General features: G+C 62.4%; 13 protein-coding genes. 4 read left to right on the forward strand and 9 right to left on the reverse strand.

Annotated elements, in window-relative coordinates; genetic code table 11:
- The first annotated feature begins 47 nt into the window (after window positions 1–47).
- A complete protein-coding gene (locus tag IPM89_14855) occupies window positions 48–461 on the forward strand; it encodes a DUF1499 domain-containing protein (protein ID QQS55955.1) in 414 nt (137 codons plus the stop codon).
- Here IPM89_14855 and IPM89_14860 read toward each other — a convergent pair.
- Together IPM89_14860 and rarD are read right to left on the reverse strand one after the other, a co-directional pair.
- Window positions 436–3,372 carry an EAL domain-containing protein gene (locus IPM89_14860; protein QQS54085.1) on the reverse strand — a complete coding sequence of 979 codons (2,937 nt, stop codon included), beginning with the start codon at window positions 3,370–3,372 and terminating at the stop codon, window positions 436–438. The two genes, IPM89_14855 and IPM89_14860, sit on opposite strands and share 26 nt — an antisense overlap.
- Window positions 3,369–4,337 (reverse strand): EamA family transporter RarD, encoded by a 969-nt coding sequence (gene rarD, locus IPM89_14865; GenBank protein ID QQS54086.1) that lies wholly within the window; start codon window positions 4,335–4,337, stop codon window positions 3,369–3,371. Before rarD ends, IPM89_14860 begins: the two co-directional genes overlap by 4 nt.
- A gap of 404 nt (window positions 4,338–4,741) precedes the next feature.
- Here rarD and IPM89_14870 point away from each other — a divergent pair, with 404 nt between their 5' ends.
- Together IPM89_14870 and IPM89_14875 are read left to right on the forward strand one after the other, a co-directional pair.
- Window positions 4,742–5,125 (forward strand): DUF2845 domain-containing protein, encoded by a 384-nt coding sequence (locus IPM89_14870; GenBank protein QQS54087.1) that lies wholly within the window; start codon window positions 4,742–4,744, stop codon window positions 5,123–5,125.
- 26 nt (window positions 5,126–5,151) lie between these two features.
- The gene (locus tag IPM89_14875) at window positions 5,152–7,374 is read left to right on the forward strand and encodes an adenylate/guanylate cyclase domain-containing protein (GenBank protein QQS54088.1); all 2,223 of its coding nucleotides are present in this window, start codon (window positions 5,152–5,154) and stop codon (window positions 7,372–7,374) included.
- Between the two features lie 32 nt (window positions 7,375–7,406).
- Here the strand turns inward: IPM89_14875 and IPM89_14880 are convergent, their stop codons facing one another.
- The 7 genes from IPM89_14880 to IPM89_14910 form a co-directional block, all read right to left on the reverse strand.
- Complete coding sequence (locus IPM89_14880) at window positions 7,407–8,165, reverse strand: FecR domain-containing protein (protein ID QQS54089.1); 759 nt, start codon at window positions 8,163–8,165, stop codon at window positions 7,407–7,409.
- Window positions 8,162–9,340 (reverse strand): DUF790 family protein, encoded by a 1,179-nt coding sequence (locus IPM89_14885; protein ID QQS54090.1) that lies wholly within the window; start codon window positions 9,338–9,340, stop codon window positions 8,162–8,164. The genes IPM89_14880 and IPM89_14885 overlap by 4 nt, the downstream gene beginning before the upstream one ends.
- A gap of 8 nt (window positions 9,341–9,348) precedes the next feature.
- Complete coding sequence (locus IPM89_14890; protein QQS54091.1) at window positions 9,349–10,866, reverse strand: DEAD/DEAH box helicase family protein; 1,518 nt, start codon at window positions 10,864–10,866, stop codon at window positions 9,349–9,351.
- A gap of 7 nt (window positions 10,867–10,873) precedes the next feature.
- On the reverse strand, window positions 10,874–12,016 hold the full coding sequence (locus IPM89_14895; protein QQS54092.1) for a hypothetical protein: 1,143 nt from the start codon (window positions 12,014–12,016) through the stop codon (window positions 10,874–10,876).
- Window positions 12,017–12,053: 37 nt separating this feature from the next.
- Window positions 12,054–12,917, reverse strand: a complete 864-nt coding sequence (gene trxA / locus IPM89_14900) for a thioredoxin (protein QQS54093.1) — start codon at window positions 12,915–12,917, stop codon at window positions 12,054–12,056.
- Window positions 12,918–13,054: 137 nt separating this feature from the next.
- Window positions 13,055–13,378: a ferredoxin family protein gene (locus tag IPM89_14905; GenBank protein QQS54094.1), complete on the reverse strand. Its 324-nt coding sequence runs from the start codon at window positions 13,376–13,378 to the stop codon at window positions 13,055–13,057.
- 95 nt (window positions 13,379–13,473) lie between these two features.
- Entirely contained in the window at window positions 13,474–13,875 is a 402-nt protein-coding gene (locus IPM89_14910; GenBank protein ID QQS54095.1) for an HNH nuclease family protein, read from the reverse strand.
- A 250-nt stretch (window positions 13,876–14,125) separates the two neighbouring features.
- Here IPM89_14910 and IPM89_14915 point away from each other — a divergent pair, with 250 nt between their 5' ends.
- A complete protein-coding gene (locus IPM89_14915; protein ID QQS54096.1) occupies window positions 14,126–14,581 on the forward strand; it encodes a hypothetical protein in 456 nt (151 codons plus the stop codon).
- Window positions 14,582–14,692: the final 111 nt, after the last annotated feature.

Consider the following 14,692-nt stretch of genomic DNA (forward strand, 5'->3'; position numbering starts at 1 on the left):
TGCGAATGAAGCAATGGACCGGTGGGTTGGCAGCCATCGCGATTCTGATGGCCGGCGGCTGTTCCGGTGGGCAGCCACCCGTGAATTTCGGCGTCAGCGAAGGCCGGCTGGCGCCGTGTCCCAGTTCGCCCAACTGCGTATCGTCGCAGGCGGCGGACGAGCAACAGTGGGTCCATCCCTTGCGCTACGAAGCCGAGCGGGCACGGGCGCGTGCCCAACTGCTGGCGGTGCTCGACGGCATGGATCGAGCTGAAATCGTCCAGGCCGATGAAAACTACATTCATGCCCAGTTCCGTTCGGCGGTCTTCGGTTTCGTGGACGATGTGGAATTTTTGTTCGACCCGCCGGGCTTCATTCAGGTGCGCTCGGCCGCGCGAAGCGGCTATTACGACTTCGGCGTGAATCACGAGCGAGTGGAGCGCATTCGCGTCCGCTTTAACGAGGCGATGGCAAACCCCTAGCGAAGTGATTGTAATATTCGATGAATGCTTCAGCGGGTAGCGGTTTGCTGAAATAGTAACCCTGTGCGACGTCGCAGCCGCTCTCGCGCAGAAAGTTCAATTGCTCGGTGCTTTCGATGCCTTCGGCCACTACGTTCAAGCGCAGGCTTTTACCCATCTGGATGATGGCGATGGCGATGGCGGTATCGTCGGGATCGTCGGGAATGTCCCGGACGAAGGACTGATCGATTTTGAGCCGGTTGACCGGAAAGCGCTTGAGATAGCTCAGGCTGGAGTAGCCGATGCCGAAGTCGTCCACGGCGAACTGCACTCCACTCGCCTGTAGCCGGTGCATGGTTTCGATCATTTTCTCGGTGTCGCGCATCAGCAGGCTTTCGGTGATCTCCAGCTCCAGCCACTGGGGCGCCAGACCGGCGGCTTGGAGAGCATCGATCACCTGATTTTCCAGACGCGGTTGCAGCCATTGTTTGGCGGACAGGTTGACGGCGACCGGCATGGCTGGTAGTCCGGCGGCCTGCCAGCGGTGGTTTTGCGCACAAGCGGTTCGCAGGGTCCATTCGCCGATCGCATTGATCAGCCCGATCTCCTCGGCGATCGGAATGAAGGTGATCGGCGGTATCAGGCCACGCTTGGGATGTTGCCAGCGGATCAGCGCCTCCACGCCGATCAGTTGCCGGGTGTTGAGATCGATCTGCGGCTGGTAGTGCAGCACGAACTCCTCCCGCTCCAGGGCATGCCTCAGCTCATTGCCCAGCGTGAACAGTTCCGACACTTGGACATTGAGTTCGGAGGTGAAAAAGACATAGCCGGCACGACCGGCTTCCTTGGCCTGATACATGGCGTTGTCGGCGAAGCGGATCAGGGTCGGCGGGTCGGCGGCATCCAGCGGATAGATGCTGATGCCGATGCTGGTGTTGACGTGCAGCCGATGCTCTTGCAGGGCGAACGGCTCGCGCAATGCGTGCAGCAGGTGTTCGGCGACTCGACCGGCGATGGCCGGCTCGTCGATCTCCGGCAGCACCAGGATAAACTCGTCGCCCCCCTGTCGGGCCAGGATATCCTCTTGCCGGATGCAGGCGCGCAATCGTTCGGTGACCGCTTGCAGCAGCTGGTCGCCGATACCGTGGCCCAGCGAGTCGTTGATGGTCTTGAAGCGGTCGAGATCCAGGAACAGAATGCCGACGTAACCCTGTCGGCGATGAGCGCGGTGAATGGCCTGGTTGAGGCGCTCGATCAGCAGGGACCGGTTGGGCAGCCCGGTCAGTGGATCGTGAGTGGCCAGATGGTGGATGCGCTCGGTGGCGATCTTGCGCTGCGATTCCCGGTCGAACAGATCCAGCGCGAAGGACAGCTCTCCGGCCAGATTGGCCAGCAGACCGGTGATGTCGGCGTCGAAGAAATCGCGCTCGGCCGCATAAGCGCACAGGCAGCCGACCGTCTGGCCGTCGCGCCGCAGCGGAAAAGCGGCCCCCGACCGAATGCCCAATGCCTGGGTTGTCCGCCGCCATGCGGGAGACTTGGAATCCTCCTGGAAATCGTTATCGACCTCTGGAGTCCCCTGCCGCAGCGCCCGCCCGGCCGGACTCCAGTGTGTCGGCTGACTGGGGTCGCTGGAGATGGGAGAGTCGGTCAGATAATGCAGATAATTGGGTGCCATCCCGGCGTGCGCCATTAATTGGAATCCGTCGTTTTCCGGGTTGACGAAACCGATCCATACCACCCGCATCTGCTCCAGATCGATGACGATTTGGCAGATCTGCTGGAACAGCTCATGGGGTTCGGCGTGGCGGATGATGGCGGCGCTGGTTCGGCTCAGGGCGGCGTAAAAATGGCTCAGACGAAGGATCCTGCGTTCCGCCAGTTTTTGCTGCGTCATGTCGCGGACGGCCGCGACAGTGATCTTGTGTCCCTTGTGGGTGAAATGACGGACGAACAGATCGGCGGGGAAAACGGAGCCATCCTTGCGCCGGTGCGGCTGATCGCTAAGGCGCTTTGAGATCAGGCGCGACAGTTCTTCGGCATCGTCGTTGGTGGTGACGGACAGATCGGTGTCGCGCATGCCCAGCAATTCTTCCCGGGTATAGCCGTACAGCTTGCTGGCCGCCGGGTTGACCGACAGGATGCGCCCGTCCTGACTGTCCACCAGAAACAGAGCGTCGCCGACGGTCGCGAACACGCTGCGGTATTTCAGCTCGCTGGCGTGCAGCGCCGCCTGAGCTTTTTTGTGCTGGGTGATGTCTTCCTTGATGGCAACGAAGTGGGTGATGACGCCGTGCTCGTCGCGGATCGGGGCAATGGTGGCGGATTCCCAATACAGCGCGCCGTCCTTGCGCCGGTTGCGGAATTCACCGTGCCATTCACCGCCGTCGGTGATGGTTTGCCACAGCCGCTGGTACTGCTCGCGCGAGGTCCGACCGGATTTGAGAATGCGCGGGTTGGCGCCGATCACCTCGGCTTGGGAATAGCCGGTGGTTTCGTTGAACTTCGGGTTGGCGTACTCGATCACGCCATTGCGGTCGGTGATGATCACGCTGTTGGCGCTTTGTTCGAGCGCCCGCGAATACTTTCGCAGCGTCTGCTCCACCTGTCGCCGTTCCTGGATTTCCATGGTAAGCCGTTCCTGTTGCTGAAAAAAATCCAGAATCAGCCGGGCGATCCGGCCGAATTCGGTATCTTCGCCGGACAGCGGTTCCAGTATGGCCGAATCCCGCGGGGACAGGCTGCGGGCGATGGTCCACAGCGGCCGGCTCACCCATTGGAACAAAGCGGCGGCCAGCGCGACCAACAGCAGCAGGTTCAGGCCGAGAAACAGAAGGGATTGCTGAATCGCCAGGCCCGTCGCGGAGAGCAGCATCGCCAGAAACAGCAACCAGAACACGCGAAACTGGATTTTGCCGTGGCCGGGCTTCATGAGCGCGGGGTCCGGTGTGGGGTGGTGGTGGCGCGGCGGGCGATCCAGAGGCCACGCGAGCGATGGCTGGAATAGGCGTCGATGCTGTAGAGCGCCAGGGCCAGCCAGATGCAGCCGAACGCAATCAGGTGAGTGTAGGTAAAAGGTTCGCGATAAACCACGACCGCCAGCAGGAATTGCAGGGTGGGCGTCAGATATTGAATCAGACCCACGGTGGACAGGCGCAGGCGCTGGGTGGCCTGGAGAAACAGCAGCAAGGGGGCAACGGTAATTGGGCCGGCGGCCAGCAGCAACAGGTCGGTGCGCCCGTCCAGCATGCCGGGCGCGCCGGCGCCGCGCACCGCAAAGACCGTGAGAAACAACAGGGCGATGGGAGCCATCAACAGGGTTTCCACACACAGCCCCAGCATGGCGGCATGACCGGCCTTCTTGCGCAGCAGTCCATAACCGCCAAAACTGAGTGCCAGGGTCAGGGAAATCCAGGGAAACACGCCGTGGCCGAGCACCAGCACCAACACCCCGGCGCCGGCGATGGCAACCGCGCTCCACTGGCGCGGGTTCAGCCGCTCGCGCAGGAACAGCACGCCCAGCACGACATTGACCAGCGGATTGATGTAATAGCCAAGGCTGGCTTCCAGAATCCGGCCGGTTTGCACCGCCCAGATATACAGCAGCCAGTTGATGGAGATCAGCAGGGCGGTCAGCAGGTAAAAGCGCAGGTGACGCCCGGTGCGGAAGGTGGCCAGCAGGAGCGGTCCCTGTCTCCGCGCCAGCATCAGCACCAGCAGCAGCACCGCCGAACCCAAAATCCGATGCGCCAGTACCTCCAGCGCCGGAACATTCTGCAACAGTTTGAAATAAATGGGGAAAAGCCCCCATAATGCAAAACAACCCAGCGCACTCAACACGCCCGCAAGGGCTCCATCGGACACGCGGGCCGACACCGGTTGCGGGAGTTGCGGCATCCGCGCCTTACTCAAGGTGGGTCCAGTCAGACAGGCCGCCGTCACCCGCTGACCCAATCGGACCCATGGCTATGGAAAGAGTCAAAAAAGTCATCTATTTTCGCCATGAATGATGAATTGCAACAAACAAACAGCCTGAGTAACATTATGATAGATAAGGTTATTTATAGCATCAATTATAAGCCAATATCACCAAAACGATAGATTGAGCGGGCTCCACGCCATGAAAAAGCCATGTGGATTTCCGGCCAGAGAGAATTATCGTCTGTTGAAATGGAGGCGCTGTGTCAAACTTGCGAAGTCAATGGCGCGCTTCAGCGAGTGTGGTCAAGTGAGGGTAGCGACCGGTCGATTTGAGCGATGATTTGGGTTGGGTTGGGCCGGTTTTCTTCGGGAGCAAATTCATGCGCGGATTGAGTCGTGTGGTCCTGATATTCCCACTGGCGCTGGTCGTGGTCGCAGCCACGGTGGTCGCCGACAGCCTGCGTTGCGGTCGTTATGTCGTCAGCGACGGCGATTCCCAGTCGCGCGTGCTGGATCTTTGCGGTGAGCCGCAACGGGCCTGGCAGGATGGTTTCATCGAACAGGTGATCCGCCACAACGAGGGTTATTACGACCCGTCCGCGACACCGCAACCGTACCCTTACCTGCCCGGCTACGAAACTGAAACACGGCGGCTCATTCCGGTCTACAAATGGGAGTACAGTCTGGGGCGAGGAACCTTGCTAAAAACGCTGGTGTTCCAAGGTGATACCCTGGTGCGGATCATCGACGGCCCCCGGCAGTAACGCACACCCAAGGCTTGCCAGGGTCCATGGTCTCTCACAACGCCGTCAAGCTGCTGCTCAGCACCGCCCTCACCAGCCTGTTCGTGCTGCATGCCGGTGGCTGGTGGTCGTTCTCCTTCCTGCATCAGCTTGAAAGCATCGCCTATGACGCGCGCCTGAACCTGACGCTGCCGGGCACGGTGGACAACCGCATTGTGATCGTGGATATCGACGAGCGCAGCCTACGGGCGGAAGGTCAGTGGCCCTGGCCGCGGTATCGGTTGGCCGCCTTGGTCGATCAATTGTTCGAACGCTACCATGTGGCCGTGCTCGGTTTCGACGTGGTGTTCGCCGAGCCGGATTCCACCGATTCCATTTTCAAGGCCCTGATCCATGGCCCGCTGGGTCAGGACCCCGGCCAGCGTACTGAGCTGGTGCGGTTGCGCCGTGAACTGGACCCGGATCGCCGCTTCGCCGTCGCCATGCATGGCCATCCGGTGGTGCTCGGTTATTTTTTCAATACCCGAACGTCGCCCGATGCCAGCATTCAATTCGGACTTCTACCGAAGCCGATCGCCTCGATTCGGGATCTCGGTGTGAATAACACCGCTTTGATCGAAGCGGTTGGCTATGGCGCCAACCTGCCCTTGTTGCAAGACAATGCGTATTCCGGTGGTTTTTTCAACAGCCCGTTGGTGGACCGGGACGGGATTTTCCGCCGGATACCGTTACTGATTCGTTATCGCGATTATTTGTATTCCCAAATCGCGGTGGCCATGGTTCGCGCCCTGCTGGACAATCCGCCCATGGAACTGGTCATGGCGGCCGGTTACGGGGCGGATGCGCATGACCGGCGCCTGGAGGCATTGCGATTTGGTGGCTTTACCGTACCGGTCGACGATCTGGGCGCGGTACTGGTGCCCTATCGGGGTCGCCAGGGCAGCTTTCCGTATGTTTCGGCGACCGAAGTCTTGGCGGGGACCGCCGACCCGCGCTTGCTGGAAGGAGCGATCGTACTGGTGGGAACCACGGCGGCCGCTCTATTGGACCTGCGCGCCACGCCGGTGCAGAACGTCTATCCCGGTGTCGAAATCAACGCCAATCTGATCGCTGGCATCCTCGATCAGGGTTTCAGGACTCGGCCGGTTTACTCGGCCGGTCTGGAAATCGTGCAGTTGGTGATCGTTGGTTTGCTGGGGGTCCTGATTGGTTGGCTGTCGCCGATGTGGGCGCTACTGTTGACCCTGACGGTGGGTGGGGTGCTGCTTGGCGTCAATGGCTATCTCTGGCAGGCGCAAGCCCTGGTCGCGCCACTAGCCGCGCCACTGACGTTGTTGCTGATCTTGTATGTGCTGCAAACCAGCTACAACTTTTTCGTCGAGTCGCGGCGGGAGCGGTGGATCACCCAGTTGTTCGGCCAATATGTACCGCGTGAGATCGTCGCGGAGATGAGCCGGCGCGGCGAACGCTATTCCCTGGAGGGTGAAAGCCGACAAATGACGGTGTTGTTCAGCGACATCGCTGGTTTTACTACCCTCTCCGAACGATTCGAACCGCGCCAGTTGACCCAGTTGATGCAGTGCTATCTGACTCCGCTGACCCGCATCATCCACGAGCATCGCGGCACCATCGACAAGTACATCGGCGACGCCATCATGGCGTTCTGGAGCGCGCCGCTGGCCGATCCCGAACACGCCCGGCACGCGGTGGCCGCCGCGCTGGCGATGGCGCGGGGCTTGCGGGCGCTGGACGATGATTTTCGCGCCCGGGGCTGGCCGCCGCTGCGTGCCCGCACCGGTATCAACAGCGGGGTGATGAGCGTCGGCAACATGGGTTCGGAGTTTCGGGTGTCCTATACGGTGCTGGGCGATGCGGTCAACCTGGCGTCTCGCCTGGAGGGCGCCGCCAAACAGTACGGCGTGGAGATCGTCATCAGCGAGTACACTCGCGCGCTGGTTCCCGACTATGCCTGCCGCGAACTGGACCGGGTTCGAGTCAAGGGTCGGACCCAGCCAGTGGCGATTTTCGAGCCGCTGGGGTTGACGAACGATTTGGACGCGCAACAAGCCGCGGAATTGGCCGAGTACGAAGAGGCGCTGCGCGCCTACCGGCGGCAGGACTGGAACCCGGCGGAGGCCGGGTTCCAGTGGCTGCGCGAACGGCAGCCGGACCACCGCTTGTATGCGCTGTATCTGGAGCGGCTGGCCGCGCTGCGCGCCAAGCCACTCCCCGTGGACTGGGACGGCGTGTTCAACCTGGAAAGCAAGTAGGGCCGGTGCCTTCCTTCTCGCTCGGGAAAGCGTTATTGAGGCGAGGCGTCCTGATCGTCCTGGTTGTTTTGTTGGACCACAATGGTGGTACCGACCGCCGCCGCCACCGCCGCCGCTATCGCCGCTGTTTTTTCGGTGAAGATGGTGGCGGTGGTTACGGCCGCACTGGTGGATGTTGCGGTCGAGCCCAGGATAGGTGGCGCGGCTCCCACGGAGGGTGGGTTGCCGGCGCTGTCCACGGTCACGACTTGACCGGCGGTGGCGGTGACCGTCTGGCCGGCTGCCGTGACCATGACCGCGCCGCTGATGACATGCAAGTACAGACCGTCGCTGCCCACCGTCATTGTGAATTCGGTACCACGAATGCCGATGGTGGCCACCGGGGTATCGATCCGTATCGCTTGCGGGCTTTCCTTGGACATGGCTCCGGAGATGAAACGCATCCCGCCCTTGACCAATGCCGTGGAGGAACGGTTGTTCTTGGGCTTATCCTTGGCATAGCGGTAATTCTTGATCCAGAACACTGTTTCGGGATCGAGATTGATGGTTTGACCGTCCAGGAATTTCAGTGTCGCTTGGCTGTCGGTTCCGGTGACCACACGCATGCCCAAGCGCAGTTCGGCGCCGGCCGGCGTAGGCACACCGTTGATTTCCACTCGCCCTTGTGCTTCGGCTAGGGTGCCGATCGCTTCTGGAGCGGCCCAAGCGACAACGCTCAGGAGCAGTCCGAGCAGTGCGGCCAAGCTTGTCATGAGCGCTTGGATATGCCGAGTGGAATGGGATTTGGTCATGATACCTGCTCCAGGCTGGCTAGTACGGCACGCGGCTCGAGTTTTCCCTTGAAGAATAACACCGGACCGGGAACATCCCGAAAATCGTCGGCGCCGACATTCAGTCGTTCCGAAACCGCCACGATGAGATCGGGCATGGCGGCACGCCGCAGCTTGTCCAGTTTGCGGCGCAGATAATCGGGGTGCCAGAACCCCATGATCTCGACATGCACCACCCGGCCGTCGGGATGGCGCAGGGCAAAATCCGGTACGAAGACCGTGCCTTTCAGATCGACGATTTCCACTTCCCGCTCCAGCATCCAGGGTGTGCCCAGTTTTTCCCAGCGATGGGCGAAGCGTTCCTCCAGCAGGCTGTCGTAGGCCGGCGGCGCGGCGCTCAGCGGCTTGAGCGGCGATTGCGAGTCGAGCCGGTAGCTGATGTCCCGGTCGTCCCGCCGCAGCACCGCTTCCATGTCCCAGCGGCTGACCCGCAGCAGGGCCGGTAGAAAGACGGCCATTTTCAGGCCGTATTTGCGGGTTTGCTTGAACAGGCTGGCCGGGCCGTCCACATAGATTTGATAGCCGTCGTCGAGGTTGCCCTCGACCGCGTACATCAACCCGTGGAACTTGAGGTGCTGAAACAGCCGGCGGTATTCGCCCGGCACGTTGCGGTGGGCGGTGAGGCGCAGGCACAGGGCCGAGTACAACAAACCTTGCGCCTGAGCCAGATTGTAGCGGTTCACCAGTTGCTCCGAAGTGAAATCCGGCAGCACGGCCAGCAGGTGGTTTTCCGGCAAGTCGGCGTACAGCGCCTCGCACAGGGTTTCCGCTTCCAACTGATAGCGCGGCGCGACCGCTTCCAGTACCTCGCGGGCCTGGGTTTCGCCGTAACCGCCGCGTTCGGCCGCCAGGGTGAACACTTCCCGGCGCAGCGCTTCCGGCTCCAGTTCGCCGGTGGCCAGAACGAATTCGGCCGCGTTCAGCGCCAGATGGGCGAAACCGCGCACGATACGGTAATCGGGCGAGTCACCCTCCAGCGCCCGCAACGCCGCCTGCAATTCGCCGCGGCTGCGGTGGTGGTGCTCGCGGATCACGGCCAGCACCCGCTCGGCCCAGACGCATTGCTCGGGCCGCAGAAAACGCGGGTAGATCTGCGCGCCGCGCTTGTGGGAAAAGAGCAGATCGGAGGGGAGCATCGTGGTGCTTACGTCCCGTTGCCGCTTTTAGCCTCGTCTCTTTCCCCTTTGGGCGAGGGAGGTTGTGAATCAAACAGCGCCAGCGTGGCCTCGATCCGCTCTGCCTTGCGGGCGGCGTCCGGCGGCGCGCGGCGCCGGTCGGCGACCCGCTCCTCGCGGGTTTCGCGGGCAATGACTTCGTACAGCACCGCCCGTTTGCCGTCGCCACGCCGCAGGATGCGCCCCAGCCGTTGCACGAACTCCCGCGCCGAGGCGCTGCCAGACAGGATCACGCCGATGGAGGCGTCCGGCACGTCCACGCCCTCGTTGAGCACGTTGCTGGTGACGATGGCGGTAAAGACGCTGCTCTTGAAGTGATCGAGGATCGTCTGCCGTTCCTTGACGACGGTTTGGTGGGTCAGGCAGGGAATCAGAAAGCGCTGCGAGACTTCGTAGGCGGTGGCGTTATCCTCGGTAAAGATCACCGTTTTGGCGCCGGGATGGTTGGCCAGGATCAGACCCAGCGCCCGCAACTTGGCCGGGGTGGCGTGGGCGATGCGGCGGGCGTCGCGGTGGGCGCGCATGGCGCGGCGGCCCTCGACGCTGCGCGCCGACAGCATGACGAAACGGTTCCAACCCTCCAGCGAGCCCAGCGATAGCCGGTTGGCCTGCAAAAAGGCGTTGCGGTCGTCCAGCGCCTGTTGGTAGGCGATCCGCTCGGTGGGGGACAGATCCACATGGATCTGTCGCACCTGATAGTCCGCCAGCACGTCGCCGGCCAGTTGCTCCGGGCGCTTGCGGTAGACGATGGGGCCGATCAGCTCGGGCAGGTCGGCATCCTTGCCGTCGCCGCGTTCCGGGGTGGCGGTCAGTCCCAGCCGGTAGGGCGCCAGCGAGAATTCGGCGATGATCCGGTAAAACTCCGAAGGCAGGTGGTGCGCTTCGTCGAAGATCAGCAGGCCGAAGCGGTCGCCCAGCCGTTCGATGTGGCGGGCGGCGGAATCGTAGGTCGCAATGGTCAAGGGTTGCGGTTCGTGGTAGCCGCCGCCGATCAGGCCGATGTCCTGATCCGGGAACGCCGCCCGCAGCAACGCGTACCACTGCTGCATCAAATCCAGGGTCGGGACCATGATCAGCCCGTCGCGTCGCGCCCAGCACAGCGCCAGCAACCCGACCAGCGTTTTGCCGGCCCCGGTCGGCAGCACCACCACGCCACGCCCTTTCGCCGCCTGCCAAGCGTCCAGCGCTTCCTGTTGGTGGGGGTAGGGCGTCATTTCCAGGGCACAGGCCAATTGCCGAACCTGGTAACGTGGCGCCTTGTTGCGGGCCAGTTCGCGCTTCAGCGGGCCGATGATCTCGTTATAGCGGTTGGCCGGCGCGCGGTAGGCGTCCACGCGCGGGTCGTAGCAGAACCAGGTTTCCAGTCCAGCTGGCAGTTCGGTCACGCCTTCCAGCAACAGCGTGCCCCGATCGAAACGAAGTTGGCGCTCGGCATCGTCGCGGCCAGTGCGGTACAGGCCGGCGGTGTCCTTGGTGCGGTTTTTCATGGCGTCTTCAACGATGAGGCAGGCACAGGGTCATGGTTTCCAGTTGCCGCAGTCGATTCCGCACGGTCATGCCACGCGCTGGAGTCTCCAGCCGTTCGTCCTCGGCTTCGGCCAAGGTCAGGGCCGCTTGATAATGCGGCCCGGCCCGTTCCAGCGTGGATCGAGCTTCGGGATCAGGCCGATCCAGCGAGGAGGAAGCGACATCGGCGTCTTCGCCATAATCGTCATCCACGACCGGCAATCCCAGCGCTGCCCGCGCCCGGTTCAACGCCAGGTCACCCAGCAACAGCGCGCTTTCAAAGCAGCCGGGTTTGAGTTCATGCCGGGCCAGCACCTCATCCACCGCATCCCAGCAGTCCGCCAGCGCCAGCGCCCGCAGCACTTCCAGCCGCGCGCCAAAATCGTGATTTTCACCCTCCACGCTGGCCAGCAGCGCCAGGGCCGTCTCGACCGGCCCCGTGGGGTCGGGAGCGGGGCGGGAAACATCGACGGTGCGCCGTGCCCGCCACAGCAGCAACCGCGCCCGCTCGACCAGTTGCCGTTCCAGCGTGGCGCTTGGGCGGAGATCAACCAGTGCTTTGCTCAGCCGCTCCAACTCCGCCAGATGGCGACGGCGAAAAGCGGTGCGGCACAATGCCCACAGATGGGTGGCGGGGGTCAGGCGGGGATGTTCGTCTCGCCAACCAGCCCAGGCGCGGGAATACCAGTCCCAGGCGGCGGCGAATTCACCCCGGCGCAGGGCCAGTTCGCCTTCCAGATAATCCAGTGGCGCGGTCCACGGCCGGCGGATATCGTTTAGATAGCATCGCGCCTGATCCAGCAGCGCACGGCAGAACCGCAATGGCTTGCGTTCCAGGCTGATGTGGACAATGGCGGTCAGCGCGCCGAACACATCGGCCGGATCGGCGGCCGCGGCCCGCTCGCCAGCGATCTGCAACAGCGCGGCCAGCGCCAGATCGTCCTCGCCGGCCTGTCGCAGGCTGTAGCCTTCCCACAGCAGCGCCCGGGTCCGCTCGCCGGCTAAACCCAGCGTTCCGGCCCATTCCACCGCCTGACGCTCCAACCGCGCGGCCTGGGCGTAATCGCCGGTTTCGCGGGCTTGCCGGGCATGATCGCGCAACCGTTCGAACGATCGTCGGTTGGCGCTCATGGCCGGTGGGTCGTCACGGCCAGGGTTCGGGCCGATCTCAATGCAGCAGCGAAAACATCCGCCGCCGGTAGGTGATGACCAGCGGATGTTCGTTGCCGAGCATCTCGAAGATCGCGATCAGACCCTTGCGGCCGGCCTCGTCCTCGAACTGAGGGTCGCGGCGCATGAGGTCCATGAACTGCTCCAATGCCGCTTCGTGGGCGCCGGCCAGCACATGGTGGGCCGCCAGTTGCCGGCGAGCGGCGCTGTCGGTGGGATCGGCGCGTACCTTCGCTTCCAGTGCGGCAAGATCCGGTGTGCCCTGGGCCTGATCGGCGAAGCGCAGGCGTGCCAACAGGCCACTGGCCGGCTGGCGGTCCTGTTCCTCGGCCGGCAGGCTTTGCAGCAGAGTGCGCGCCTCCTCGCCGCGATCCAGCTGCAGCAGCTTGTCCGCCAGCGCCACCTTCAGTTCGACGTTGTCCGGCTCCTGCTTGAGCGCTTCGTGCAGCAGTTCGACCGCCTGTTGCTGGCGACCACGCTGCCAGAGCAGCTCCACCTGCTCCATGATCAGTTCGTCTGGACTGGTTTGGTAACGGTCGATGGCTTCCCGATAGCTCGATTCCGGCTGTACGCCCACCAGTTGATCCACGATCTGTCCCTGCCAGACCACCATCACCGTCGGTAGGCTGCGGACCTGGAAATGTCCGGCCAGCGCCTGCTCGGCGTCGGCGTTGACCTTGGCCAGGATGAAACCGCCCCGGTATTCCTGGGCCAGTTTGCTTAGGATCGGTGTGAGCGTCTTGCAGGGTTGGCACCAGTCGGCCCAAAAGTCCACCAGTACCGGTACCTGCTGGGAATTCTCCACCACGACCGCGGCAAAGTTATGTTGGGTGACTTCGAAAACGTAGGGCGATTCACTCATCGTTGGATTTCCGTAAAAACCATGTCGGGCTTCGGCGCGCAATCGGCCGCACGGCGGCGACGAAGGGATGCAAAGCATGAGCCGGGAGCACGGGCGCGACCTGTCGTGCGACGGAAAGGTCAGACTATGCGCCCGGCTCAGCGTTCGAGATGAGGCAGCTTGTCGGGCTTACCGTCCCAGTCCGCCGCGTCGGGCGGTGCGTCCTTCTTTTCGGTGATCACCGGCCATTGTTTGGTCAGTTCGGCGTTGAGCGCCAGGAAATGTTCCTGGCCGGCCGGGACATCGTCTTCGGCAAAGATCGCCTGCGCCGGGCATTCGGGCTCGCACAGGGTGCAATCGATGCACTCGTCGGGATCGATGACCAGAAAATTCGGTCCCTCGTGGAAGCAGTCCACCGGACAGACTTCCACGCAGTCGGTGTACTTGCACTTGATGCAGTTTTCGGTAACGACGAACGTCATGGGCAGTCCCCTGAGAAGGCCGGAAATACAGGGGCGCTATCTTAACCGCGATCAACCGAGTTGGGCACTGGAAAATAGGCCAATGGCGAGACCGGCTATTTCGTTTTTTCGTCCTGGCTATCGCCCAGCAAGGCTTTCAGATTCGCGAACGGGTTGTGGGTCGCGCCGCCGCCGACCGAGTGGCCCGAGCCGCCGCTCCCATCCTGGGCCAGCGCCTCTTCGCGGCGCTGATGTTCGTTGTCGTGGCAGTAGAGGCACAACAGTTCCCAGTTGCTGCCGTCCGGCGGGTTGTGGTCGTGGTCGTGGTCGCGGTGGTGTACCGTCAGCTCGTGCAGGTTCTGGCGGTTGAACTCGCGCGCGCAGCGCCCGCAGATCCATGGATAAAGCTTCAACGCCTGCTCGCGGTAATCGCGCTCGCGCTGTTCCCGGCCACGCCGGGCGGCGGCCACGATCTGGTCCAGCTTGCCGCCGCTGGAGGAAGGGGTTCTGGATTTCATCGGTCGTTCCTCGAAAGGAGAGTGAATGCACAAGCGAGGATAGGCTGGGTTCAGCTGCCCGGCCCTTAGTGTCCCATGCTTCCCTTTCGGAGAGAAGTCAACGATAGGGAGTGTGAACGACTACGTTCGGTTATGCTCAAGACGCCTCTGCGCTACGACCGAAAGGCACAACACACCGATCTCACGATACGGTATTCCGGCACGGCGATTTTCCATTACGCTTGATCATTTGAAGAGGAAGCATCGTTTTATGGCTAAGCTAACAGCGGGTACTAAAATTCCTTGTCGGGTCTGCAGGACGCTGGATGTCGGGGACTTCTCCATCCTGCATCAACTCACCTGGTTTAATATGGCGATTCACAGTAATTCCGAATATGCCAAGGGAACCTGGTTCAAGGAGCGCTCTCTGGCGGGTCCAGTCATTTTTGCCGTCGCCGACGGGCTGGTTCACCAGGCGGACAATATCACCGAGCTTTTGGCCCAGGACGGCTACGAAATCCATGCCTATATCGGGGTAGACAACGTAAAGATCACTGCTCCGGTGCTGTTTGGGGACACGCTCAAGGCCGATGCCGAAGTCGTGGATCTTCGCGCCACCAAAAACCCGGAGAGGTTCTTGTTCATCTACCAAAACAAAACCCATAACCAGCGCAATCAGCAGGTGATCGAATACCAGACGACCATGATGGTCACCAAAAAAGACTGAGGCCGGATCGGAGCCTTGCCCGATAAGCGTGGTCAACAGCGGGAAACAAGGGCCGATTCGCCGGGCACGAATAATCGCTTTTCGGCCTCCCGGATCGCCTCCGCAAGCGCC

The sequence above is a fragment of the Candidatus Competibacteraceae bacterium genome (assembly GCA_016699715.1).
In the GTDB taxonomy this organism is placed as follows: Bacteria; Pseudomonadota; Gammaproteobacteria; order Competibacterales; family Competibacteraceae; genus Competibacter.